The sequence below is a fragment of the Pseudomonas sp. Leaf15 genome (assembly GCF_001421425.1).
GTDB lineage: Bacteria > Pseudomonadota > Gammaproteobacteria > Pseudomonadales > Pseudomonadaceae > Aquipseudomonas > Aquipseudomonas salomonii.
The window spans coordinates 113950-137099 of record NZ_LMKI01000010.1 but is presented as its reverse complement, the minus strand read 5'-3'; the positions used below and the strand labels follow the sequence as shown (position 1 = coordinate 137099).

General features: G+C 59.2%; 25 protein-coding genes, 1 tRNA gene and 1 rRNA gene. 25 read left to right on the top strand and 2 right to left on the bottom strand.

What is annotated here, in order from left to right:
- Positions 1–82 (top strand): 5S ribosomal RNA (gene rrf / locus ASE80_RS31770); the annotation flags it as partial.
- Positions 83–526: 444 nt separating this feature from the next.
- Here the strand turns inward: rrf and ASE80_RS09920 are convergent.
- Positions 527–611, bottom strand: a tRNA-Leu gene (locus ASE80_RS09920).
- Between the two features lie 108 nt (positions 612–719).
- On the opposite strand from ASE80_RS09920, the gene queA reads away from it, so the two are divergent.
- From queA to ASE80_RS09890, 6 genes are all read left to right on the top strand, one after another.
- Entirely contained in the window at positions 720–1784 is a 1065-nt protein-coding gene (queA, locus tag ASE80_RS09915; protein ID WP_056858741.1) for a tRNA preQ1(34) S-adenosylmethionine ribosyltransferase-isomerase QueA, read from the top strand.
- Positions 1785–1789: 5 nt separating this feature from the next.
- Entirely contained in the window at positions 1790–2905 is a 1116-nt protein-coding gene (gene tgt, locus ASE80_RS09910) for a tRNA guanosine(34) transglycosylase Tgt (RefSeq protein ID WP_003175976.1), read from the top strand.
- Between the two features lie 43 nt (positions 2906–2948).
- Positions 2949–3287, top strand: coding sequence for a preprotein translocase subunit YajC (gene yajC / locus ASE80_RS09905; protein WP_003175975.1), 339 nt, complete (start codon positions 2949–2951; stop codon positions 3285–3287).
- Positions 3288–3349: 62 nt separating this feature from the next.
- Positions 3350–5221, top strand: coding sequence for a protein translocase subunit SecD (gene secD / locus ASE80_RS09900; protein WP_056858740.1), 1872 nt, complete (start codon positions 3350–3352; stop codon positions 5219–5221).
- Between the two features lie 9 nt (positions 5222–5230).
- Positions 5231–6145: a protein translocase subunit SecF gene (secF, locus tag ASE80_RS09895; RefSeq protein ID WP_056858739.1), complete on the top strand. Its 915-nt coding sequence runs from the start codon at positions 5231–5233 to the stop codon at positions 6143–6145.
- Positions 6146–6268: 123 nt separating this feature from the next.
- On the top strand, positions 6269–6811 hold the full coding sequence (locus ASE80_RS09890) for a glycine zipper 2TM domain-containing protein (protein ID WP_017135941.1): 543 nt from the start codon (positions 6269–6271) through the stop codon (positions 6809–6811).
- Positions 6812–6937: 126 nt separating this feature from the next.
- Here ASE80_RS09890 and suhB read toward each other — a convergent pair whose 3' ends face one another.
- The gene (gene suhB / locus ASE80_RS09885; protein ID WP_003175971.1) at positions 6938–7753 is read right to left on the bottom strand and encodes a type III secretion system regulator SuhB; all 816 of its coding nucleotides are present in this window, start codon (positions 7751–7753) and stop codon (positions 6938–6940) included.
- A gap of 145 nt (positions 7754–7898) precedes the next feature.
- On the opposite strand from suhB, the gene trmJ reads away from it, so the two are divergent.
- The 18 genes from trmJ to bamB all read left to right on the top strand — a co-directional run bounded on the left by trmJ (position 7899) and on the right by bamB (position 23074).
- Positions 7899–8669 (top strand): tRNA (cytosine(32)/uridine(32)-2'-O)-methyltransferase TrmJ, encoded by a 771-nt coding sequence (gene trmJ / locus ASE80_RS09880; protein ID WP_003210307.1) that lies wholly within the window; start codon positions 7899–7901, stop codon positions 8667–8669.
- A 2-nt stretch (positions 8670–8671) separates the two neighbouring features.
- Positions 8672–9457, top strand: a complete 786-nt coding sequence (gene cysE, locus ASE80_RS09875) for a serine O-acetyltransferase (RefSeq protein ID WP_056858738.1) — start codon at positions 8672–8674, stop codon at positions 9455–9457.
- Positions 9458–9757: 300 nt separating this feature from the next.
- Positions 9758–10249: a Fe-S cluster assembly transcriptional regulator IscR gene (gene iscR, locus ASE80_RS09870; protein ID WP_003194020.1), complete on the top strand. Its 492-nt coding sequence runs from the start codon at positions 9758–9760 to the stop codon at positions 10247–10249.
- Between the two features lie 50 nt (positions 10250–10299).
- Positions 10300–11514, top strand: coding sequence for an IscS subfamily cysteine desulfurase (locus ASE80_RS09865; protein ID WP_017135944.1), 1215 nt, complete (start codon positions 10300–10302; stop codon positions 11512–11514).
- A gap of 99 nt (positions 11515–11613) precedes the next feature.
- Positions 11614–12000, top strand: a complete 387-nt coding sequence (gene iscU, locus ASE80_RS09860) for a Fe-S cluster assembly scaffold IscU (RefSeq protein WP_003175965.1) — start codon at positions 11614–11616, stop codon at positions 11998–12000.
- A gap of 28 nt (positions 12001–12028) precedes the next feature.
- Entirely contained in the window at positions 12029–12352 is a 324-nt protein-coding gene (gene iscA, locus ASE80_RS09855; RefSeq protein WP_003209680.1) for an iron-sulfur cluster assembly protein IscA, read from the top strand.
- 8 nt (positions 12353–12360) lie between these two features.
- The gene (hscB, locus tag ASE80_RS09850) at positions 12361–12882 is read left to right on the top strand and encodes a co-chaperone HscB (RefSeq protein ID WP_056858737.1); all 522 of its coding nucleotides are present in this window, start codon (positions 12361–12363) and stop codon (positions 12880–12882) included.
- A gap of 51 nt (positions 12883–12933) precedes the next feature.
- Complete coding sequence (hscA, locus tag ASE80_RS09845; protein WP_056858736.1) at positions 12934–14796, top strand: Fe-S protein assembly chaperone HscA; 1863 nt, start codon at positions 12934–12936, stop codon at positions 14794–14796.
- 3 nt (positions 14797–14799) lie between these two features.
- A complete protein-coding gene (gene fdx, locus ASE80_RS09840) occupies positions 14800–15141 on the top strand; it encodes an ISC system 2Fe-2S type ferredoxin (RefSeq protein WP_015885743.1) in 342 nt (113 codons plus the stop codon).
- Between the two features lie 14 nt (positions 15142–15155).
- Positions 15156–15356, top strand: coding sequence for a Fe-S cluster assembly protein IscX (gene iscX, locus ASE80_RS09835; protein WP_032890702.1), 201 nt, complete (start codon positions 15156–15158; stop codon positions 15354–15356).
- Positions 15357–15448: 92 nt separating this feature from the next.
- Complete coding sequence (ndk, locus tag ASE80_RS09830; protein ID WP_003175956.1) at positions 15449–15874, top strand: nucleoside-diphosphate kinase; 426 nt, start codon at positions 15449–15451, stop codon at positions 15872–15874.
- 29 nt (positions 15875–15903) lie between these two features.
- Positions 15904–17052 (top strand): 23S rRNA (adenine(2503)-C(2))-methyltransferase RlmN, encoded by a 1149-nt coding sequence (gene rlmN, locus ASE80_RS09825; RefSeq protein WP_017135948.1) that lies wholly within the window; start codon positions 15904–15906, stop codon positions 17050–17052.
- 12 nt (positions 17053–17064) lie between these two features.
- Entirely contained in the window at positions 17065–17823 is a 759-nt protein-coding gene (pilW, locus tag ASE80_RS09820; protein ID WP_056858735.1) for a type IV pilus biogenesis/stability protein PilW, read from the top strand.
- A complete protein-coding gene (locus ASE80_RS09815; RefSeq protein ID WP_056858734.1) occupies positions 17823–18824 on the top strand; it encodes a RodZ domain-containing protein in 1002 nt (333 codons plus the stop codon). The genes pilW and ASE80_RS09815 overlap by 1 nt, the downstream gene beginning before the upstream one ends.
- Before the next feature lie 2 nt (positions 18825–18826).
- Positions 18827–19936, top strand: a complete 1110-nt coding sequence (gene ispG, locus ASE80_RS09810) for a flavodoxin-dependent (E)-4-hydroxy-3-methylbut-2-enyl-diphosphate synthase (protein WP_056858733.1) — start codon at positions 18827–18829, stop codon at positions 19934–19936.
- 21 nt (positions 19937–19957) lie between these two features.
- The gene (hisS, locus tag ASE80_RS09805) at positions 19958–21247 is read left to right on the top strand and encodes a histidine--tRNA ligase (RefSeq protein ID WP_056858732.1); all 1290 of its coding nucleotides are present in this window, start codon (positions 19958–19960) and stop codon (positions 21245–21247) included.
- Between the two features lie 65 nt (positions 21248–21312).
- Positions 21313–21930, top strand: coding sequence for a tetratricopeptide repeat protein (locus ASE80_RS09800; RefSeq protein ID WP_177336513.1), 618 nt, complete (start codon positions 21313–21315; stop codon positions 21928–21930).
- Entirely contained in the window at positions 21923–23074 is a 1152-nt protein-coding gene (gene bamB / locus ASE80_RS09795) for an outer membrane protein assembly factor BamB (protein ID WP_056858730.1), read from the top strand. The genes ASE80_RS09800 and bamB overlap by 8 nt, the downstream gene beginning before the upstream one ends.
- Positions 23075–23150 lie beyond the last annotated feature (76 nt).

The window sequence follows — 23150 nt, the reverse complement described above, 5'->3', positions numbered from 1 at the left end:
CCATCCCGAACTCAGTAGTGAAACGATGCATCGCCGATGGTAGTGTGGGGTTTCCCCATGTGAGAGTAGGTCATCGTCAAGATTAAATTCCGAAACCCCATTTGCGAAAGCAGATGGGGTTTTGTTTTGCGCGCTCGAAAAGTGTCCCGCAAGCTATTCCGCGAAAAAGCCACCATCAATGCGCACTAACGGGTGCACAGCACGCGTCAGGACGCCTCCAGAAGCTCGCCTCCTTGCCATTCCAGAAGACTGGCTCGATGCTCATATCGACATGGGTGCCGACGCTCTGCTGCATCCCAGGTTCATCAGATCGTGCAAGGTCGTTATTCAGGTCGAGGGCGGTAGGATAATCGCAACGCTCCGACGGCCTCTGAAGGCGCTCATGAGGTTTTGAAAGGGCTTATGGTCATAGGGCTTGTTCTTTCATGATTTTGCCTTCTGGGCGCCATTGCGGCGGCCAGCGCTGGAATCTCACTTTTCTACAGACGAAAAAAAAGACCTTGAAATTCAAGGTCTTTCTTTAAGATGGTGCCCCGAGGGAGACTCGAACTCCCACTCCTTTCGAAAACGGATTTTGAATCCGCCGCGTCTACCAATTCCGCCATCAGGGCTCAATGGCGGCGAAGTATAGAGATGAGATTACCGTTGGTCAATCACGTTTCATGGTCTATTTTCACTATTTCCGCTAGACTTCCCGGCCCTGCTAGACGAACCCCATCATGCGCGTTGCTGACTTTACTTTTGAGCTCCCTGATTCGCTGATCGCTCGCCACCCTTTGGCCGAGCGTCGCGCCAGTCGACTGCTGACCCTGGACGGGGTGAGCGGTGCCCTTGCACACCGTCAATTCACTGATTTGCTTGAGCATTTACGCCCAGGCGATTTGATGGTGTTTAACAATACCCGGGTGATTCCGGCACGGCTGTTTGGCCAGAAAGCGTCCGGCGGCAAGCTGGAAATTCTGGTGGAGCGGGTGCTGGACAGCCATCGCGTGCTGGCCCATGTGCGCTCCAGCAAGTCGCCGAAACCCGGCTCGAGCATCCTTATCGATGGCGGTGGCGAAGCCGAGATGGTTGCGCGCCATGATGCGTTGTTCGAGCTCAAGTTTGCCGAAGAAGTGTTGCCGCTTTTGGAGCGTGTCGGCCATATGCCGCTGCCTCCTTATATCGACCGCCCCGACGAAGACTCGGACCGCGAGCGCTACCAGACGGTGTACTCCCAGCGCCTCGGCGCCGTGGCCGCGCCAACGGCCGGCCTGCACTTCGACCAGCCGCTGCTGGATGCCATCGCCGCCAAGGGTGTCGAAAGCGCTTATGTGACCCTGCACGTGGGGGCCGGCACGTTTCAGCCGGTGCGTGTGGATAACATCGAAGACCACCATATGCACAGTGAATGGCTGGAAGTCAGCCAGGACGTCGTGGATGCGGTGGCTGCGTGCAAGGCGCGCGGCGGTCGTGTTGTGGCGGTGGGCACCACCAGCGTGCGCTCGCTGGAGAGTGCCGCGCGCGATGGTGTGCTCAAGCCGTTCAGTGGCGACACCGATATCTTTATTTTTCCGGGCCGGCCGTTCCATGTGGTCGATTGCCTGGTGACCAATTTCCATTTGCCGGAATCCACGCTGTTGATGCTGGTGTCGGCCTTCGCGGGTTATCCCGAAACAATGGCGGCGTATAAAGCCGCCATCGATAATGGATACCGTTTTTTCAGCTACGGTGATGCGATGTTTATCACCCGTAACCCTGCGCCGACTGCTCCTAAAGAAGCGGGCCATGAGGAGCAACTATGAGTCGTATGTCGTTTGAATTGTTGGCCACGGATGGCAAGGCTCGTCGTGGTCGCCTCACGTTCCCGCGTGGCACCGTCGAAACCCCGGCCTTCATGCCCGTGGGCACTTACGGCACGGTAAAAGGCATGCTGCCGCGCGACATCGTCGCCACTGGCGCCGAGATCATCCTGGGCAACACCTTCCACCTGTGGCTGCGCCCGGGCACGGAAGTGATCAAGAAGCATGGCGACCTGCATGACTTCATGAAGTGGCAAGGCCCGATCCTCACCGACTCCGGTGGTTTCCAGGTGTTCAGCCTGGGTGCCATGCGCAAGATCAAGGAAGAGGGCGTGACGTTCGCCTCACCGGTGGACGGTTCCAAAGTGTTCATGGGCCCTGAAGAGTCGATGCAGGTGCAGCGTGATCTTGGCTCCGACATCGTGATGATTTTTGACGAGTGCACGCCTTATCCAGCGGATGAAGATGTCGCGCGTATCTCCATGGAACTGTCGTTGCGTTGGGCTCAGCGCTCGAAAAACGCCCACGGCGATAACACCGCTGCGCTGTTCGGTATCGTCCAGGGTGGCATGCACGAAAGCCTGCGCAAGCGCTCGCTGGAAGGCCTCGACAAAATCGGCTTTGACGGCCTGGCCATCGGCGGTCTGTCGGTGGGTGAGCCCAAGCACGAGATGATCAAGGTGCTGGATTACCTGCCGGGCCTGATGCCCGCTGACAAACCTCGTTACCTTATGGGCGTTGGCAAACCGGAAGATCTCGTAGAGGGTGTGCGCCGCGGTGTGGACATGTTCGATTGCGTGATGCCAACCCGTAATGCCCGCAATGGGCATCTGTTCATCGATACAGGCGTGCTGAAGATCCGTAACGCGTTCCATCGCCATGATGATTCGCCGCTCGATCCCACCTGTGACTGCTACACCTGCCAGAACTTCTCGCGTGCTTATCTGCACCATCTGGACAAGTGCGGGGAAATGCTGGGTAGCATGTTGAATACCATCCACAATTTGCGTCACTACCAAGTCCTGATGGCTGGTTTGCGCGAGGCTATTCAACAGGGTACATTGGCCGCCTTCGTCGATGCCTTCTATGCCAAGCGCGGGCTCCCTGTGCCGCCCTTGGACTGAGTTTTCCGACCCTAAGATTCACTATTTGCAACTGGAGTGCTAAATGAGCTTTTTTATCTCTAATGCCATGGCTGACGCCGCTGCGCCTGCCGCTGCCGGCCCTATGGGCGGTGGTTTCGAGTGGATTTTCCTGGTCGGCTTCCTGGTCATCTTCTACCTGATGATCTGGCGTCCACAGGCCAAGCGCGCCAAAGAGCAGAAAAACCTGCTGGGCAGCCTGCAGAAAGGCGACGAAGTGGTGACCACTGGCGGTATCGCCGGCAAGATCACCAAGGTTTCCGATGCTTTCGTGGTTCTGGAAGTCTCCGACACCGTAGAAATGAAGTTCCAGAAGGGCGCCATCGCCGCCACGCTGCCAAAAGGCACGCTCAAAGCGATCTAAGTAACAACCTTTACCAATCGACGGGGCGCGCAAGGCGCCCCGCGTTATAAGCGGGCGGCGTGATGCTGAACAAATACCCTCTGTGGAAATACGTACTGATCCTGGCGGTGCTGGCGATCGGTTTTATTTATTCCGCTCCCAATCTTTATCCTGATGACCCTGCGATCCAGATCACTGGCGCCAGCACTACGCTGCAGGTCAATCAGGCTGACTTGGACCGTGCGAGCAAAGCGCTCACCGACGCCGGTATCCAGGTAAAAGCGGCAACCCTGGCGTCTGATGCGAAAGGCGGTTTGTTGCGCCTGACCAAGGCCGAAGACCAATTGCCGGCCAAAGACGTCGTGCGCAAGGCCATGGGTGACGACTACGTAGTCGCGCTCAACCTGGCACAGACTACGCCGAAATGGCTGCGCAGCATTGGCGCGCACCCGATGAAGCTGGGTCTGGACTTGTCCGGTGGTGTGCACTTCCTGCTGGAAGTCGACATGGACAAAGCCCTCGACGCGCGCCTGAAAGTCTACGAAGGCGACGTGAAGAGCCTGCTGCGCAAAGAGAAGGTGCGTTATCGCAGCCTGCCGCAGCTCAACGGTGCCATCCAGCTGGGCTTCTCTGATGAAGCGACCCGCGAACAGGCCCGTGCCCTGGTGCGCAAGAACTTCAATGATTTCGACATCGTGCCGGCTGACCTGAACGGTCAGGCTGTACTGCGTCTGGCCATGAGCCCGGCCAAGATCGCGGAAATCCGCGAATATTCCATCAAGCAGAACTTGACCACGGTCCGTAACCGCGTCAACGAGCTGGGTGTGGCTGAGCCGATCGTGCAGCGTCAGGGCGCCAACCGCATCGTGGTTGAACTGCCAGGCGTACAGGATACCGCTGAAGCCAAGCGTATCCTGGGTAAAACCGCCAACCTGGAATTCCGTCTGGCGGCTGAGCCGGGTGCGACTCGCGCGACTGCCGAAGAATTCGAGTTCCGCGAAGGCAACCGTCCTCCAGCGCTGATCGAGCGTGGCTTGATCATCACCGGTGATCAGGTGACTGACGCCAAGGCGGGTTTCGATTCGCAGCACGGTACTCCGGAAGTGAACATCCGTCTGGATGGCCATGGCGGTGACCTGATGAGCCGCGCCACGCGCAGCAACGTCGGTCGCAGCATGGCGGTGATCTTCATCGAGCAACGCCCGGTCACCACCTACACCAAGCAAATGGTCGACGGTGTCGAGAAAGACGTGCCGGTGCAGACCTTCAAGGAAGAGAAGAAGATCATCAGCCTGGCGACCATCCAGTCGCCGCTGGGTGCTCAATTCCGCATCACTGGCCTGAATGGCCAGGGCGAGTCGTCCGAGCTGGCACTGCTGCTGCGTGCGGGTGGCCTGGCGGCGCCGATGTACTTCGCTGAAGAGCGCACCATTGGCCCGAGCCTGGGTGCCGACAACATCACCAAGGGTATCGACGCGGCCTTGTGGGGCATGCTGTTCGTATCCCTGTTCATCATCGCCATCTACCGCTTCTTTGGCGTCATCGCCACCGTGGCGCTGGCGGGCAACATGGTGATGCTGCTGGCACTGATGTCGCTGCTGGGCGCAACGCTGACCCTGCCAGGTATCGCCGGTATCGTACTCACCATGGGTATGGCGGTAGACGCCAACGTACTGATCTTCTCGCGGATTCGTGAAGAGATCGCGGCGGGCATGACCGTACAACGTGCAATCAACGAAGGCTTCGGCCGGGCATTTACCGCGATTCTCGACTCCAACCTGACCACTCTGCTGGTCGGCGGGATTCTCTTTGCCATGGGCACCGGCCCCGTCAAAGGTTTTGCGGTGACCATGTCCCTCGGTATCTTTACCTCGATGTTCACGGCCATCATGGTGACCCGCGCAATGGTCAACCTGATCTTTGGCGGACGTGACTTCAAGAAGTTGTGGATTTAAGGGGCTGCCATGTTACGTACAATCAACTTCATGGGCGTTCGCAACATTGCGTTCGGCGCCACAGTGCTCCTTACCGTTCTGGCGTTGTTCAGCTGGTTCCATAAGGGCCTGAACTACGGTCTGGACTTCACCGGCGGTACGCTCATCGAGCTGACCTACGAGAAGCCGGCCGACGTTACCCTGGTGCGCAGCGAGCTGGTCAAGGCCGGCTATCACGAAGCCATCGTGCAGAGCTTTGGTGCTACCACCGACCTGCTGGTGCGTATGCCGGGCGAAGACCCGCAGTTGGGTCATCAGGTAGCTGAAGCCTTGCAGAAGGTCGGCGGTGACAACCCGGCGTCGGTCAAGCGTGTCGAGTTCGTAGGCCCGCAGGTGGGTGAAGAGCTGCGCGACCAAGGCGGCCTCGGCATGCTGATGGCGTTGGCCGGCATCATGGTCTACCTGGCGTTCCGCTTTCAGTGGAAGTTCGGCGTCGGCGCGATTGTGTCGCTGATCCACGACGTTATCGTCACCGTGGGTATCCTGGCGTACTTCCAGATCACCTTCGACCTGACGGTGTTGGCGGCGGTGTTGGCGATCATTGGTTACTCGCTCAACGACACCATCGTGGTATTCGACCGCGTTCGTGAGAACTTCCGCGTACTGCGCAAGGCTACGCTGATCGAGAACATCAACATTTCCACCACCCAGACCCTGCTGCGGACCATGGCGACGTCGATCTCCACCTTGCTGGCGATCGCTGCGCTGATGATCTTCGGTGGCGACAACCTGTGGGGCTTCTCCCTGGCGCTGTTCATCGGCGTTCTGGCGGGTACCTACTCGTCGATCTACATCGCGAACGTGGTGCTGATCTGGCTGAACCTCAACAGCGAAGACTTGATCCCGCCTGCCGCTACCGGCAAGGAGGTCGACGACCGTCCTTGATGGGCGATCGTTGATACGCTGTTACAAATAAGGCACGAGTATTGAACTCGTGCCTTTTTTTTTGCTCCAAGGCTGGGTATAGCGCGGACGTTTCGGTCCGCTTGTGATGGTCAGGAGGTTCACGTGAACAAGTCGTTACTGGTTGGTGCGGTATTGGGTGCTGTCGGTGTGACTGCCGGGGGTGCTGTTGCCACCTACAGCCTGGTAAAAAGCGGCCCTGAGTATGCGCAAGTGCTGGCAGTGCAGCCGGTGAAAACCCAGATCAAAACCCCTCGTGAGGTCTGCAAGGACGTCACCGTGACCCGGCAGAAGCCGGTGCAGGATCAGCATCAAATCGTCGGCACCGTGGTCGGTGCGCTGGCCGGTGGCCTGTTGGGCAACCAGGTCGGTGGCGGTAATGGCAAGAAGCTGGCTACTGTAGCCGGTGCGGTTGGTGGCGGTTACGCCGGTAACAAGGTGCAGGAAGGTATGCAGAATCGCGATACCTATACCACCACGCAGCAGCGTTGCAGCACGGTCAATGACATCAGTGACAAGGTGGTCGGTTACGACGTGCGCTACAACCTGGACGGTAAGGAAGGTTCCGTGCGTATGGATCGTGATCCGGGCGGCCAGATTCCAGTGGATAAGGAAGGTCGTCTGATCCTGGGTCAGAACCAGCAATAAGTCTGACATCAATCCAAGTGTGGGGGCAGGCAAGCCAGCTCCCACATTGGATTGTGTTGGCTGTTGAGATACCAAATCCCAGGCACAAAAAAGCACCCCTAGGGGTGCTTTTTTGTGCTCGCTCGCTTAACGCTTCAGCGAAGCCGGCAGGTGCGGCTGGATCGCCGTCAGTACCGCCTTGAAGCATTTGGTGTTGCCGGCAACTACGTGGCCTTTCTCCAGGAAATCGTGACCGCCGGTGAAGTCGCTCACCAGGCCGCCAGCTTCCTGGATCAGCAGGGCGCCTGCAGCCATGTCCCACTCGGACAGGCCCGACTCCCAGAACGCATCAAAACGACCGGCGGCAACATACGCCAGGTCCAGGCTGGCAGCACCGGCGCGGCGGATGCCGGCGGTCTGGCCAACCAGGGCGCGGAACATGCCCAGGTAGTTTTCCAGGTTGTCCATCTGGTCGTCACGGAACGGGAAGCCAGTGCCCAGCAGGGCGCCGTCCAGGCTGGTACGGCCGCTGACACGCAGGCGACGACCGTTCAGCTGGGCGCCACGGCCACGGCTGGCGGTAAATTCTTCCTGGCGAACCGGGTCGAGTACGACGGCGTGTTCCAGGCGGCCACGGTATTTGCAGGCGATGCTGACTGCAAAGTGTGGGATGCCGCGCAGGAAGTTGGTGGTGCCATCCAGTGGGTCGATGATCCACAGGTAGTCTTCGCCTTCGCCGCTGCCTTTGTGCAAGCCGGTTTCTTCACCGAGGATGCCGTGGGTAGGGTAGGCCTTGCGCAGCGCGTCGATGATTTTTTGCTCGGCGGCGCGGTCCACCTCGGATACATAATCCTTGGCGTCTTTTTCGTCGACCTTGATGGTATCCAGGCGCTCGATGGAGCGGAAGATCAATTCACTGGCGCTGCGGGCGGCGCGCAGCGCGATATTCAGCATGGGCTGCATGGATGTGTCACCTAAGGTTGTTAAAGAAAGCCGGGCATTCTAGCAGAAACTTTCTTCAGGTGAAGGACGACGTTAGCTTTCATGGCATAACCTTAGGCTGTTCTGTAAGATTTGCTCCCCTTTCCTGTGTCCGAGAGCGCCTCCCTTGCTGCAAAACATCCGTGTCGTCCTCGTCAATACCAGTCATCCCGGCAACATCGGCGGGGTGGCGCGAGCCATGAAAAACATGGGGCTGACGCGCCTGGTGCTGGTCGAGCCGCGTGTGTTCCCGCACCACGAGGCCGATGCCCGCGCATCCGGCGCCAATGACATCCTTGAAAAAGCCCAGGTCGTCGCCACCTTGGAAGACGCCTTGGTCGGCTGCAACCTGGTGCTCGGCACCAGCGCCCGCGACCGTCGAATCCCCTGGCCATTGCTGGATCCGCGTGAGTGCGGCACCAAAGTGGTGGAGGAGGCTGCGGGTGGTGCAGAAATCGCCTTGGTATTTGGTCGTGAAGATTCCGGCCTGACCAACGAAGAGCTGCAGCGATGTCATTACCACGTGCACATTCCATCAGATCCTGAGTTCAGCTCGCTGAACCTCGGGGCAGCGGTGCAGGTGTTGAGTTACGAAGTGCGCATGGCCTGGCTGGCTGCTGAAGGCCAGCCGAGCAAGGTCGAGAAGGATGAAGTGGCATCGACCAAAAGTGGCGAGCTGGCCACCATGGACGAGCTGGAGCGATTCTATGAGCACCTGGAGCAAACCCTGGTGGCCATCGAATTCCTCGACCCGGAAAAGCCACGGCACTTAATGGCACGCCTGCGTCGCTTGTACGGCCGTAGCTCGGTCAGCCGGGCAGAAATGAATATATTGCGTGGCATCCTCACGGAAACCCAGAAAGCGGCCCGTGGTGAGCTTCTTAAGCGGAAGGATTAAAAATGTTCGAGCGTTTGCGAGAAGATATCCAGAGTGTTTTCCACCGTGACCCGGCGGCGCGCAACGCCTTTGAAGTGCTGACCTGCTACCCGGGCATGCACGCGATCTGGATTCACCGCCTGTCCGGTGTCTTGTGGGGCATGGGCTGGAAGTGGTTGGCGCGGCTGGTGTCGAACTTTGGGCGCTGGTTGACCGGAATCGAGATTCACCCGGGCGCCAAGGTCGGTCGTCGCTTCTTTATCGACCATGGCATGGGCATCGTGATTGGCGAAACCGCCGAAATCGGTGATGACGTGACGCTGTATCAGGGCGTGACCCTGGGCGGCACGAGTTGGAATAAAGGCAAGCGTCACCCGACACTGGGCGATGGCGTCGTGGTGGGGGCGGGCGCCAAAGTGCTTGGCCCGTTCACTGTCGGCGCCGGTGCCAAGGTGGGCTCCAATGCGGTGGTGACCAAGGCCGTACCGCCTGGCGCGACGGTGGTGGGGATTCCCGGGCGCATCATCGTCAAGCCGGAACTCGGTGACGAGCAGGAGGCCAAGCGCAAAGCCATGGCCGAGAAGATCGGTTTTGATGCCTACGGTGTCAGCGAAGACATGCCCGACCCGGTGGCGCGTGCCATTGGCCAGTTGCTCGACCACCTGCAGGCCGTGGATGGCAAGCTGGACGGTATGTGTGGCGCATTGAAGGAGCTGGGCAGCAGCTACTGTGCGAAAGACCTGCCTGAGCTGCGCGAAGAAGACTTCGCCGAGATCAAGGTTGAAGCTGCCACCACCAAGACTGGCTAAATCTTAAGCTCGATAAAACCTTCTGTGGGAGCTGGCTTGCCTGCGATAGCGGTCTGCCAGCTCATTTAGGGGGGGGCTGACCCACCGCTATCGCAGGCAAGCCAGCTCCCACATTTGGCTTCCATTGGTCTTGAGATTGAGTCGTGGCCCGGTTCCCGCTGTTCGTCCCCACCCCACCCTGCTATTATTCGCGCGCCCTTTTTACGGGTAATCCTGACTAAAGTACTAGGTCTTATAGTTGACTTAAATACTCGGGAATCGCATACTTGCCCCCATTCTGAAACACCTTGGTACTTGTCCATGAGACTGACTACAAAAGGCCGATACGCGGTGACCGCCATGCTTGACCTGGCCTTGCACGCGCAAACTGGGCCGGTGTCCCTGGCCGATATCTCCGAGCGCCAAGGCATTTCCCTGTCCTATCTCGAGCAGCTGTTCGCCAAATTGCGCCGCAGCAACTTGGTTTCCAGCGTGCGTGGGCCGGGTGGCGGCTATCAATTGTCCCGCGATATGCAGGGCATCCAGGTAGCTCAGGTGATCGACGCGGTGAACGAATCCGTCGATGCCACCAAATGCCAGGGTTTGGGTGACTGCCACGCCGGCGACACCTGCCTGACGCACCACTTGTGGTGTGACTTGAGCCTGCAGATCCATGAGTTTTTGAGTGGTATCAGCTTGGCTGATCTTGTGACTCGCCGTGAGGTGCAAGAAGTAGCCCAGCGTCAGGACCAGCGCCGTTGCAACACCAAGGCGCCGCGTCTGGACAAGATTGAAGCGTCCGCCGTCGAGTGACAGCCGAAGAGCTAACGGCACGCCAGCCAGCCTGATTTAGGAGAAAGTCCATGAAATTGCCGATTTACCTTGATTACTCAGCGACCACCCCGGTTGATCCGCGTGTCGCGCAAAAGATGAGCGAGTGCCTGCTGGTTGACGGAAACTTCGGCAACCCAGCCTCCCGTTCCCACGTATTCGGCTGGAAAGCCGAGGAAGCGGTCGAGAACGCTCGTCGCCAAGTCGCCGACCTGGTGGGCGCCGACCCACGGGAAATCGTCTGGACCTCCGGTGCTACCGAGTCCGACAACCTGGCAATCAAGGGCGCGGCGCATTTCTACGCGACCAAAGGCAAGCACCTGATCACCACCAAGATTGAGCACAAGGCTGTCCTCGACACCATGCGCCAACTGGAGCGTGAAGGTTTCGAGGTTACCTACCTTGAGCCAACCACCGACGGTATCGTCACCCCGGCCATGATTGAAGCGGCCCTGCGTGAAGACACCATCCTGGTTTCCGTTATCCACGTGAACAACGAAATCGGCACCATCAACGACATCGCAGCCATTGGCGAGCTGACGCGCTCCAAAGGCATTCTGCTGCACGTCGACGCTGCTCAGTCCACCGGCAAGGTTGATATCGACCTGTCCAAGCTGAAAGTCGACCTGATGTCGTTCTCTGCCCACAAAACCTACGGCCCTAAAGGCATTGGCGCGCTGTACGTGAGCCGCAAACCTCGCGTGCGCATCGAAGCGACCATGCACGGCGGCGGTCACGAGCGCGGCATGCGTTCGGGCACCCTGGCCACTCACCAGATCGTCGGCATGGGCGAAGCCTTCCGTGTAGCCAAAGAAGACATGGCTGCCGAAAACATTCGCATCAAAGCCCTGAGCGATCGCTTTTACAAGCAGGTCGAGAACCTTGAAGAGCTGTACATCAATGGCAGCATGACCGCCCGTGTACCGCACAACCTGAATTTGAGCTTCAACTACGTCGAAGGCGAGTCGCTGATCATGGCGCTCAAGGACCTGGCGGTTTCGTCCGGTTCGGCCTGTACCTCGGCGTCCCTAGAGCCTTCGTACGTTCTGCGCGCCCTGGGCCGCAACGACGAACTGGCACACAGCTCGATCCGCTTTACCTTCGGCCGCTTCACCACCGAAGAGCAAGTCGACTACGCCGCGCAGAAAGTCTGCGAAGCCGTCAACAAGCTGCGCGTTCTGTCGCCGCTGTGGGACATGTACAAAGACGGTGTCGATATCTCCAAGATCGAGTGGGCGGCACACTAAATATAGAAGCCGCCACCCAAGCTCTGTAAGAACGTGGCGGAAAACGCAGGCGTTTTTACAGGGTTCCAGAGCGGCCCTGATGAGTGAGGATTCAGTACCATGGCTTACAGCGAAAAGGTCATCGACCACTACGAAAACCCGCGCAACGTCGGCAAGATGAACGCGGAAGACCCTGATGTCGGCACCGGCATGGTCGGCGCTCCGGCGTGCGGCGATGTGATGCGCCTGCAAATCAAGGTCAACGACGCAGGCGTTATCGAAGACGCCAAGTTCAAGACTTACGGCTGCGGTTCCGCCATTGCCTCCAGCTCCCTCGCTACCGAGTGGATGAAAGGCAAGACCCTGGATGAGGCTGTCACCATCAGCAACACCCAGTTGGCCGAAGAACTGGCGCTGCCGCCGGTGAAAATTCACTGCTCCGTACTCGCAGAAGACGCCATCAAGGCGGCCGTTCGCGACTACAAGCAGAAGAAAGGCTTGATCTAAGCATTTGGCGACGAGTAAGGAGTCAACGATGGCTATCAGCATGACAGAAGCGGCTGCGCAGCACATTCGCCGCTCCCTGAATGGGCGCGGTAAAGGTGAGGGGATTCGTCTGGGTGTTCGCACCACGGGCTGTTCCGGCCTTGCCTACGTGCTGGAGTTTGTCGACGAGGTGGTTGAGGAAGACCAGGTGTTCGAAAGTCACGGCGAGAAAGTGATCATCGACCCTAAAAGCCTGACTTACCTGGACGGCACCGAACTCGATTTCGTCAAGGAAGGGTTGAACGAAGGCTTCAAGTTCAACAACCCCAACGTGCGCGGTGAATGTGGCTGCGGCGAAAGCTTCAACATCTGAGGCTATTCGTGGGTACTCCTTGTCATTTCGCTTTATTCGAGCTGCAGCCGAGCTTTCGGCTGGACCTTGAGCAGCTTGCCACGCGTTACCGAGAGTTGGCGCGTGCGGTGCATCCGGACCGTTTTGCTGACGCTTCCGAGCGTGAGCAGCGCCTGGCGCTGGAGCAATCGGCCAGCCTCAACGAAGCCTATCAGACGCTGAAAAACCCGCCCAAACGCGCGCGCTACCTGCTCGCGTTGAACGGCGGTGAGTTGCCGATCGAAGTCACGGTGCACGACCCGGACTTCCTGATGCAGCAGATGCAGTGGCGCGAAGAACTCGAAGACTTGCAGGACGAGGCTGATATAGCCGGTGTCGCGGTCTTCAAGCGTCGTCTGAAAACGGCCCAGGATGAGCTCAACGAAAGCTTCGCAGCCTGTTGGGATGATGCAGCGCAACGTGAACAGGCCGAACGCCTGATGCGGCGCATGCAGTTCCTCGACAAGCTCACCTACGAAGTGCGCCAGCTAGAAGAGCGCCTCGACGATTAACCCAGTGCTGCCCGTGATGCACGCCTGATAGACAGATAAGACCTGATTACCATGGCCCTACTGCAAATCGCCGAACCCGGCCAAAGCCCTCAACCGCACCAGCGTCGCCTGGCGGTCGGGATTGACCTGGGCACCACCAATTCCCTGGTTGCTGCCTTGCGCAGCGGCCTGTCCGAGCCGTTGCCCGACGCTAATGGCCAGGTGATCCTGCCCTCCGCTGTGCGTTATCACGCTGATCGCACTGAAGTCGGTGAGTCGGCCAAGTTGGCGGCGTCAAGTGACCCGTTGAATACCGTACTGTCGGTTAAACGCTTGATGGGCCGCGGTCTGTCCGACGTCAAGCAATTGGGTGAGCAGCTGCCATACCGCTTTGTTGGCGGCGAATCCCATATGCCGTTCATCGACACCGTCCAGGGCCCGAAAAGCCCGGTGGAAGTGTCGGCCGATATCCTCAAGGTGCTGCGTCAGCGCGCAGAAAATACCTTGGGCGGCGAACTGGTCGGCGCAGTGATCACCGTTCCTGCCTATTTCGACGACGCACAGCGTCAAGCCACCAAGGACGCCGCGAAGCTGGCGGGTCTGAACGTGCTGCGCTTGCTCAACGAGCCGACCGCAGCGGCGGTGGCCTATGGCCTGGACCAGCACGCTGAAGGCCTGGTGGCAATTTATGACCTGGGCGGCGGCACCTTTGATATTTCGATCCTGCGCCTGACCGGCGGTGTGTTTGAAGTGCTGGCCACCGGTGGCGACAGCGCCCTGGGTGGCGATGACTTTGACCATGCCATTGCCGGCTGGATCATCACCAGCGCCGATTTGTCGGCTGACTTGGACCCGGGCGCGCAGCGCAACTTGCTGCAAACCGCCTGTGCGGCCAAGGAAGCACTGACTGATGCTGATTCTGTTGAAGTCTCCTACGGCAGCTGGTCGGCCCAACTGACTCGCGAAGCCTTTGATGCGCTGATCGAACCAATGGTCGCTCGTAGCCTCAAGGCGTGCCGTCGGGCTGTGCGTGATTCCGGTATCGAGCTGGAAGACGTGGCTGCGGTGGTTATGGTCGGCGGTTCGACGCGCGTCCCACGCGTTCGCGAAGCGGTTGCAGAAGCGTTTGGCCGCCAGCCACTGACAGAAATCGACCCGGACCAAGTAGTCGCCATCGGCGCCGCTATCCAGGCCGATACCCTGGCCGGCAACAAGCGCGATGGTGGCGAACTGCTGTTGCTCGACGTGATCCCGCTGTCCCTGGGGCTGGAAACCATGGGCGGCCTGATGGAGAAGGTGATTCCACGCAACACCACCATCCCCGTCGCACGCGCTCAGGATTTCACCACGTACAAAGATGGCCAGACGGCCATGATGATTCATGTGCTGCAAGGCGAGCGCGAACTGATCAGCGACTGCCGCTCCCTGGCGCGCTTTGAACTGCGTGGCATCCCGGCGATGGTGGCCGGTGCGGCGAAAATTCGCGTGACCTTCCAGGTCGACGCCGATGGCCTGCTCAGCGTAGCAGCGCGTGAATTGGCCTCGGGCGTTGAAGCCAGCATTCAGGTCAAGCCGTCCTACGGCCTCACCGACGGCGAAATCGCCAAGATGCTCAAGGATTCGTTCCAGTATGCCGGTGACGACAAGGTCGCCCGCGTGCTGCGCGAGCAGCAAGTCGATGCCCAGCGCCTGCTCGAAGCCGTGCAGGGCGCCCTGGAAGCCGATGGCGAGCGTTTGCTGGATGCTGAAGAGCGCATGGTTATCGACCTGCAAATGCAGGAACTGGCCGAACTGATGAAAGGCAACGATGGTTACGCCATCGAGCAGCAGACCAAGCGCCTGTCGCAAGTGACTGATGCCTTTGCCGCCCGCCGCATGGATCAGACGGTGAAAGCCGCACTGGCCGGGCGCAATCTGAATGAAATCGAGGAATAATTAATGCCGCAGGTCATTTTTCTGCCACACGCCGAGCATTGCCCGGACGGTATGGTCGTGGAGGCTGAGACCGGCAAGTCCATCCTCGAAGTTGCCCATGACAACCATATCGAGATCGAAAGCGCCTGCGGCGGTGTCTGCGCCTGCACGACCTGCCACTGCGTAATTCGCGAGGGTTTCAACTCTCTCGAAGAAGCGGACGAGCTGGAAGAGGACTTTCTGGATCGCGCCTGGGGCCTTGAAGCGACTTCTCGCCTAAGCTGTCAGGCAAAGGTCGGGACCGAAGACATCACCGTCGAAATTCCGAAGTATTCCCTCAACCATGCGGCCGAAGCGCCGCATTGATTCAAGGAAATGTCATGAGCCTGAAATGGGTTGATGTACAAGAAATCGCTATACAACTTGCTGAAGCTCATCCTGAGGTCAATCCTCTTACCGTGAACTTCGTCAAGTTGCGCGACCTCGTAATGGCGCTGCCGGAATTCGACGACATCCCTGACCGGGGTGGCGAAAAGGTCCTGGAGGCGATTCAAGGCCTGTGGATCGAAGAAGCAGACTGAGCCGCCTTTTTACGCAGTTAGGCAATACCCAATAACCCGCGTATAATTCGCGGGTTTAATTTTTCGTAAATTACCGTTTCTGGAGTTACACCATGGCTGTTCAACGTACTTTCTCCATCATCAAGCCTGACGCTGTTGCAAAAAACGTCATCGGCGAGATCACCACTCGTTTCGAAAAAGCCGGCCTGAAGGTTGTAGCTTCGAAACTCAAGCAACTGTCCAAAGCTGAAGCTGAAGGCTTCTACGCTGAGCACAGCGCTCGTGGCTTCTTCGGCGACCTGGTTGCCTTCATGATCTCCGGCCCTGTTGTTGTTCAGGTTCTGGAAGGCGAAAACGCTATCGCTCTGAACCGTGAGCTGATGGGCGCTACCAACCCTAAAGAAGCTGCTGCCGGCACCATCCGTGCTGACTTCGCTGAGTCCATCGACGCCAACGCTGTTCACGGTTCGGACTCCGAAGCCGCCGCTGCTCGCGAAATCTCGTACTTTTTCGCTGCTACTGAAGTAACCGCTCGCTAAGCATCGGCTTAAAGAGTGAGGGTGAATCCATGACTACATCGACTGTTAAAACCAACCTGCTGGGTCTGACTCAACAGGAAATGGAAAAATTCTTCGACTCAATCGGGGAGAAGCGTTTCCGTGCCGGTCAGGTAATGAAGTGGATTCACCACTTTGGTGTCGACGATTTCGACGCCATGACGAACGTCAGCAAGGCCCTGCGCGACAAGCTCAAGGCCATTGCTGAGGTCCGTGGTCCCGAGGTTGTCAGCGAGGACATCTCCACCGACGGCACCCGTAAGTGGGTGGTGCGCGTGGCGTCCGGCAGCTGCGTCGAGACCGTCTACATTCCCCAGGGCAAGCGCGGCACTTTATGCGTTTCGTCCCAGGCAGGCTGTGCCCTGGACTGCAGTTTCTGCTCCACCGGCAAGCAAGGCTTCAATAGCAACCTCACCGCCGCCGAAGTCATCGGCCAGGTGTGGATTGCCAACAAATCCTTTGGCAGCGTCCCGGCAACCGTCGACCGTGCCATCACCAACGTGGTGATGATGGGCATGGGTGAGCCGCTGCTGAACTTCGACAACGTCGTTGCCGCCATGCATTTGATGATGGACGACCTGGGCTACGGCATCTCCAAGCGCCGTGTGACCCTGTCGACCTCCGGCGTGGTGCCGATGATCGATGAGCTGGCCAAGCACATCGACGTCTCCCTGGCGTTGTCGTTGCACGCACCGAATGACGCATTGCGTAACCAATTGGTGCCAATCAACAAGAAGTATCCGCTTAAGATGCTGCTCGAATCTTGCCAGCGCTACATGGCGACCTTGGGCGAAAAGCGTGTGTTGACCATTGAGTACACCATGCTCAAGGACATCAACGACAAAGTTGAGCATGCGGTCGAGATGATCGAGTTGCTCAAGAACACCCCGTGCAAGATCAACCTGATTCCGTTTAACCCGTTTCCCCATTCTGGCTACGAGCGGCCGAGCAACAACGCCATCCGCCGTTTCCAGGATCAACTGCACCAGGCCGGCTACAACGTTACTGTGCGCACCACCCGTGGTGAAGACATCGACGCCGCCTGTGGCCAACTGGTCGGGCAAGTGATGGATCGCACCCGCCGCAGTGAGCGTTATATCGCCGTGCGCGAACTTAACGCCGCCGAAGATTTGCCGCAAATTGCTGTGAATCGAATCTGAGAGAGGACCTCTATGCCCTTGCGCCTCGCGCTGCTGTTGCTTTTCACCGGTCTCATGGCCGGTTGTGTTTCATCGGGCTATGACAGCCCCATGCAAACCGGCAAAGGCCGTGACGAGGCGCGAATTGCCTATGTGCAATTGGGCTTGGGTTATCTGCGCCAGGGCATGAGCGAGCAGGCCAAGGTGCCGTTGAAAAAGGCACTGGAGCTGGACGGCGACGATGCCGACGCCAATGCCGCACTGGCCCTGGTGTTCCAGGCTCAGGCTGAGCCTGAACTGGCCGAGGCGTATTTTCACAAGGCGCTGGCCGCACGTCCTGCCGACCCTCGGCTGCTGAACAACTACGGCAGCTTCCTGTTTGCGCAGCAACGTTATGAGCAGGCGTCCCGTTATTTCCAGCAAGCCAGCGCTGATAGCCTTTATCCTGAGCGTTCGCGCGTGTTCGAGAACCTTGGGGTGACCTCGATACGCCTGGGCCATCGCGACAGCGCCCGCCAGCAACTGGAAAAAGCCCTGCACCTGAACAGTCGCCAGCCACGGGCGTTGCTCGAAATGGCTGAGTTGTCTTACGAAGACAGGCATTATGTGCCGGCACGTGACTTTTACGAGCGTTTTAGCCTGCTCAGCGGGCAAAATGCACGTAGTCTATTGCTCGGTGTGCGCCTGGCGACGGTTCATGAAGAACGCGACACGGCTGCACAGTTTGGCCAGCAACTCGAACGACTCTATCCCGGTACGCCGGAATATCAGCAATACCTGTCGGAGCAATGATGAAAGCGGCGCACCCGGAAGTTGTAGCAGCTAATCGCGTAAACCCAGGCGAGACCTTGCGTCAGGCCCGCGAAAGCAATGGTTGGTCGCTGGCAGAAGTGGCCCTCAAGCTCAATTTGACCGCCACGTCCCTGGGCAACCTGGAAGCCGGCGCGTTCGACAAGCTGCCTGGGCATACCTTCGCCCGCGGCTATATCCGCGCCTACGCCAAATTGCTGGGCATCGACCAGACTGTATTGGTCCAGGAATTCGACCAGTTCACCGGTACCGACTCCCAGGGCAGCAACGTGCATGGTCTGGGCCGCATCGAAGAGCCAGTGCGGGTTTCCCACACGATTTTGCGGATTGTCAGCCTGTTGCTGCTGATTGCCGTGGTCGGTGGCGGTTTCGTCTGGTGGCAAGACCAGGCCTCCCAGCGCACCAAGGACCTGACCAGCAACGCCATGGAGCACGTCGAAGTCGAAAGCGCCGACGGCACCACCCAGATTCATCCGCTGGATGAGCCGGAAGACCAGGCCGTTGCCCAAGGGCAAGCCGCCTCGGAAGCGCCGGCTACCACCGAGCAACCGGCTCCGGAAGCGGGCACTGCACCAGCAGCCACCGCTGCTGTGCCGGCTCCAGCCGTACCGGCTGCCCCGGTTGCCCAGGCGCATACGCCAGTTGCTCCGGCTACTCCGGCGCAGGCCCCAGCGACCAGCGCACCAGTGGCCCCGGCCCCGGCTGCGATTTCGCCTCCCACCACCCCGGCATTGATCGCTGGCGACGGGCATATCCAGATTACCTTCATCGCTGACTGCTGGACGCAAGTCACCGATGGCAATGGCAAAGTGCTGTTTAGCGGTCTGAAGCGTAAGGGAGATACACTTGACCAAGGCGGCAGGCCTCCTTTGACGCTGCGTCTGGGCTTTGCCCGTGGCGCCCAAGTGGCCTACAACGGCCAGCCTGTGGACGTGGCGCCGTTCACCAGTGGCGAGACCGCTCGCCTCAAGTTGGGACAATAGTCATGCACGGCGAATCTCCAATCAAACGTCGCGTATCGCGCAAGATCTGGGTCGGCTCGGTGCCGGTAGGTGGCGATGCCCCTATCGCAGTGCAGAGCATGACCAACAGCGACACCAATGATGTGGCCGCAACTGTCGCCCAGATCAACCGTCTGGAAGCCGCCGGTGTAGACATCGTGCGGGTTTCCGTGCCGGACATGGACGCTGCCGAAGCCTTTGGCCGCATCAAGCAACTGGTCAAGGTACCGCTGGTCGCCGACATTCACTTCGACTACAAGATCGCTCTGCGTGTGGCCGAGTTGGGTGTGGACTGCCTGCGTATCAATCCGGGCAATATCGGTCGCGAAGACCGTGTGCGCGCGGTGGTTGATGCGGCGCGTGATCGCGGCATTCCCATCCGCATCGGCGTCAACGCCGGTTCCCTGGAAAAAGACCTGCAGAAAAAGTACGGCGAACCGACCCCGGCCGCGCTGGTTGAGTCGGCATTGCGCCACGTTGAACACCTTGAGCGCCTGAATTTCCAGGACTTCAAGGTCAGCGTAAAGGCCTCCGACGTGTTCATGGCGGTAGAAGCCTACCGCCTGCTGGCCAAGGAAATCGTGCAGCCGCTGCACCTGGGTATCACTGAAGCGGGCGGTTTACGCTCAGGCACAGTGAAATCTGCGGTGGGTCTCGGTATGCTGCTCGCCGAAGGGATTGGCGATACTATCCGCATCTCCCTGGCGGCAGACCCCGTAGAGGAAGTGAAAGTCGGCTACGACATTCTCAAATCCCTGCGTTTGCGTTCCCGTGGCATCAACTTCATTGCCTGCCCGAGCTGCTCGCGGCAGAACTTCGACGTGGTGAAAACCATGAACGACCTGGAGTTGCGCCTCGAAGACCTGCTGGTGCCGCTGGATGTGGCGGTGATCGGGTGTGTGGTCAATGGGCCGGGTGAAGCCAAGGAAGCCCATGTGGGCCTGACTGGCGGTACACCGAACCTGATTTACATCGACGGCAAGCCGTCGCAGAAACTGACGAATGAGAATCTCGTGGATCATCTGGAAAAGCTGATCCGCGAGAAAGCAGCTGAAAAGGTTGCGGCTGACGCAGCGCTGATCGCGCGCGGCTAAGAACGAATTTAAGGATTAGATGTGAGCAAGTCTCTGCAAGCCATTCGTGGCATGAACGACATCCTGCCGGAGCAGACGCCGCTGTGGCGCTACTTCGAGAGCACGGTCGCGCGCCTGCTGGATAACTACGGTTACAAGCAGATCCGCATGCCGATCGTCGAGTTCACCGAGCTGTTCAAGCGCTCCATCGGTGAAGTGACCGACATCGTCGAAAAAGAGATGTACACCTTTGAAGATCGCAACGGCGACTCCCTGACCCTTCGTCCGGAAGGCACCGCTGCGTGCGTGCGCGCGGTCCTGGAGCATGGCATCACCGGTGGTGGCCAGACCCAGAAGCTCTGGTACATCGGCCCGATGTTCCGCCACGAGCGCCCACAGAAAGGCCGCTATCGTCAGTTCCACCAGATCGGTTGCGAAGTCTTCAACCTGGACGGTCCGGACATCGACGCCGAGCTGATCGTGTTGACCTGGCGCCTGTGGGGCCAACTGGGCATCCGCGATGCGGTCAAGCTTGAACTCAACAGCCTGGGCACCAGTGAGTCCCGGGGCCGCTATCGCGAAGCCCTGGTCGAGTACCTGTCCGCCCACCTGGACAAACTGGACGAAGACAGCCAACGTCGTTTGAAAACCAACCCGCTGCGTGTTCTGGATACCAAGAACGCCGACACCCAGGCCGTACTGGTCGACGCGCCGAAGATGGCCGACTACCTGGACGACGAATCCCGCACGCATTTCGAGGGGCTCAAGGCTCGCCTGGATGCGGCCGGTATTCCTTACGTGCTCAATCCCAAGCTGGTGCGTGGTCTCGACTACTACAGCAAGACCGTGTTCGAGTGGGTCACCGACAAACTCGGCGCCCAGGGCACCGTGTGTGCCGGTGGACGTTACGACGGCCTGGTTGAGCAAATGGGCGGCAAGCCGACCACGGGCGTAGGTTTCGCCATGGGCATCGAGCGGCTGATCCTGCTGCTGGAAACCCTGGAGCAAATCCCGGAAGAAATCTCCCGTCAGGTGGACGTGTACCTTTGCGCCTTTGGCGAGGCCGCCGAACTGGCAGCCCTGGCCCTGAGCGAAAAAGTGCGTGACCAACTGCCGAACCTGCGCCTGCAGATCAATGCCGGCGCCGGCAGCTTCAAGAGCCAGTTCAAGAAGGCCGACAAGAGCGGCGCGTTGTATGCGCTGATCCTCGGCGATGACGAATTGGCCCAGCAAGTGATAGGTTTCAAACCCCTGCGTGGCCAGGGCGAGCAACAGAACATTGCCTTTGATGCGCTCGCCGCGCACTTGGCCACCTGCGTCGTGCAGGGTTGAAGCTGTCGAACAGCCGAATTTAGCGATTAAGGAGTATTGGGGTGTCGAGTACTGATGATGAGCAAATGGCCGAGTTCAAGGACTGGTGGCAGCGTAACGGCAAGCCCCTGGTTACCGGCGGTCTGCTGGCTTTAGTGGTGGTGTTCGGCTGGCAAGCCTGGCACAAATATCAGGCCAACCAGTCTCAAGGCGCCTCGATTCTCTATCAGCAATTGCTGGAAACCACACTGACGCCGGACGGCAAGCCTGATCCAGCCCAAGTGGCGGACCTTGCCGGCAAGCTGAAAAACGAATTTGGCGGTAGCGCCTACGCCCAGTACGGCAGCCTGTTCGTCGCGAAAGTGGCGGTCGACACCGGCAAGCTGGATGACGCAGCCACCGAGCTGAAGGCCATCGCCGACAAGCCGACCAACCCGACCCTGGGTGAAATCGCACGTCAGCGCCTGGCTCAGGTATTGGCGGCACAGAACAAGGCCGACGAAGCACTCAAACTGCTCGACGGCGATGCTGACAAGGCATTTGTGGCCACTCGTGAAGAGCTCAAGGGCGACCTGTTGGTCCAATTGGGTCGTACCGACGAAGCCCATGCTGCGTACCAAAAAGCCAAGGCGGCGCTGTCTGATGAAGCGGCGGTCGGTGGCTTACAAATCAAGCTGGACGACTTGGCCAAAGGGGATGCGTGACGTGATCCGTTGGAAACATGCAGCATTGCTGGCTCTGGCCGTTTTGGCCGCGGGTTGCAGCAGCAACAGTAAAAAAGAACTGCCTCCTGCCGAGCTGACCAGCTTCAAGGAAGAAGTGGTCCTGCAAAAGCAGTGGAGCCGCTCCGTCGGTGATGGCCAGGGCGACCTGTACAACCTGTTGCAGCCGTCGATCGACGGCGACAACATCGTGGCCACTGACTCCACGGGTGTTGTCATGGCCATGGATCGCATGAATGGCGACGTGAAGTGGAAGAAAGACCTCGAACTGCCGGTTTCCGGTGGTGTGGGTGTCGGCTACGGCATGGTGCTGATCGGTACGCTCAAAGGCGACGTGGTGGCTCTGGACTCGGCAACGGGTGAAGAGAAATGGCGCGCTCGCGTGACCAGTGAAGTGCTCGCAGCGCCGGCTACCAATGGCGATGTGGTCGTGGTGCAGACCCAGGATGACCGTGTAATCGGTCTGGATGCCGCCACCGGCAACCAGCGCTGGTTGTACGACAGCACCCCGGCGGTGTTGACCCTGCGCGGTACCAGTGGTCCGATTGTGACCAACAACCTGGCCGTTGCTGGCCTGTCGACCGGTAAAGTGGTCGCCCTGGACACCCAGAACGGCGTGCCGGCCTGGGAAACCCGTGTGGCTATCCCGCAAGGTCGCTCCGAACTGGACCGCGTAGTGGACATCGACGGCGGCCTGCTGCTGTCGGGTGAAACCATTTATGTGGCCACCTACCAGGGCCGCGTTGCGGCGCTGGACCTGCAAAGCGGCCGCATCAACTGGCAGCGTGATGCTTCCAGCTACGCCGGTGTCGCCCAAGGGTTTGGGAGCGTCTACGTAAGCCTCGCTTCCGGCACCGTTGAAAGTGTCGACGAGCGTTCCACTACTGCACTGTGGAGCAACGACTCCCTGGCTCGCCGTCAGTTGTCGGCACCGGAAGTGTTCTCCAGCTACGTAGCGGTAGGTGACTTCGAAGGTTACCTGCACCTGCTGAGCCAGGTAGACGGTCGTTTTGTCGGCCGCGAGCGTATCGACAGCGATGGTCTGCGTGCGCGTCCGCTGGTTGTGGGTAACATGCTTTACGTGTTTGGCAACAGCGGCAAGCTGGAAGCCCTGACCATCAAGTAAGCAACTATGCTTGGGGTAAAACCCAGGCGGCCCCGCTTCGGCGGGGCATGCGGCATTTGACTATGCTGCCCCGAGC

Bases quoted from the DNA above. Each gene is read 5' to 3' on its own strand.
- secD (WP_056858740.1), top strand. From the start codon at position 3,350: ATGCTGAACAAATACCCTCTGTGGAAATACGTACTGATCCTGGCGGTG.
- ASE80_RS09865 (WP_017135944.1), top strand. From the start codon at position 10,300: ATGAAATTGCCGATTTACCTTGATTACTCAGCGACCACCCCGGTTGAT.
- hscA (WP_056858736.1), top strand. From the start codon at position 12,934: ATGGCCCTACTGCAAATCGCCGAACCCGGCCAAAGCCCTCAACCGCAC.
- iscR (WP_003194020.1), top strand. From the start codon at position 9,758: ATGAGACTGACTACAAAAGGCCGATACGCGGTGACCGCCATGCTTGAC.
- ASE80_RS09800 (WP_177336513.1), top strand. From the start codon at position 21,313: ATGGCCGAGTTCAAGGACTGGTGGCAGCGTAACGGCAAGCCCCTGGTT.
- ndk (WP_003175956.1), top strand. From the start codon at position 15,449: ATGGCTGTTCAACGTACTTTCTCCATCATCAAGCCTGACGCTGTTGCA.
- iscU (WP_003175965.1), top strand. From the start codon at position 11,614: ATGGCTTACAGCGAAAAGGTCATCGACCACTACGAAAACCCGCGCAAC.
- rlmN (WP_017135948.1), top strand. From the start codon at position 15,904: ATGACTACATCGACTGTTAAAACCAACCTGCTGGGTCTGACTCAACAG.
- ispG (WP_056858733.1), top strand. From the start codon at position 18,827: ATGCACGGCGAATCTCCAATCAAACGTCGCGTATCGCGCAAGATCTGG.
- iscA (WP_003209680.1), top strand. From the start codon at position 12,029: ATGGCTATCAGCATGACAGAAGCGGCTGCGCAGCACATTCGCCGCTCC.
- fdx (WP_015885743.1), top strand. From the start codon at position 14,800: ATGCCGCAGGTCATTTTTCTGCCACACGCCGAGCATTGCCCGGACGGT.
- pilW (WP_056858735.1), top strand. From the start codon at position 17,065: ATGCCCTTGCGCCTCGCGCTGCTGTTGCTTTTCACCGGTCTCATGGCC.
- secF (WP_056858739.1), top strand. From the start codon at position 5,231: ATGTTACGTACAATCAACTTCATGGGCGTTCGCAACATTGCGTTCGGC.
- ASE80_RS09815 (WP_056858734.1), top strand. From the start codon at position 17,823: ATGAAAGCGGCGCACCCGGAAGTTGTAGCAGCTAATCGCGTAAACCCA.
- iscX (WP_032890702.1), top strand. From the start codon at position 15,156: ATGAGCCTGAAATGGGTTGATGTACAAGAAATCGCTATACAACTTGCT.
- bamB (WP_056858730.1), top strand. From the start codon at position 21,923: ATGCGTGACGTGATCCGTTGGAAACATGCAGCATTGCTGGCTCTGGCC.
- queA (WP_056858741.1), top strand. From the start codon at position 720: ATGCGCGTTGCTGACTTTACTTTTGAGCTCCCTGATTCGCTGATCGCT.
- cysE (WP_056858738.1), top strand. From the start codon at position 8,672: ATGTTCGAGCGTTTGCGAGAAGATATCCAGAGTGTTTTCCACCGTGAC.
- suhB (WP_003175971.1), bottom strand. From the start codon at position 7,753: ATGCAGCCCATGCTGAATATCGCGCTGCGCGCCGCCCGCAGCGCCAGT.
- tgt (WP_003175976.1), top strand. From the start codon at position 1,790: ATGTCGTTTGAATTGTTGGCCACGGATGGCAAGGCTCGTCGTGGTCGC.
- yajC (WP_003175975.1), top strand. From the start codon at position 2,949: ATGAGCTTTTTTATCTCTAATGCCATGGCTGACGCCGCTGCGCCTGCC.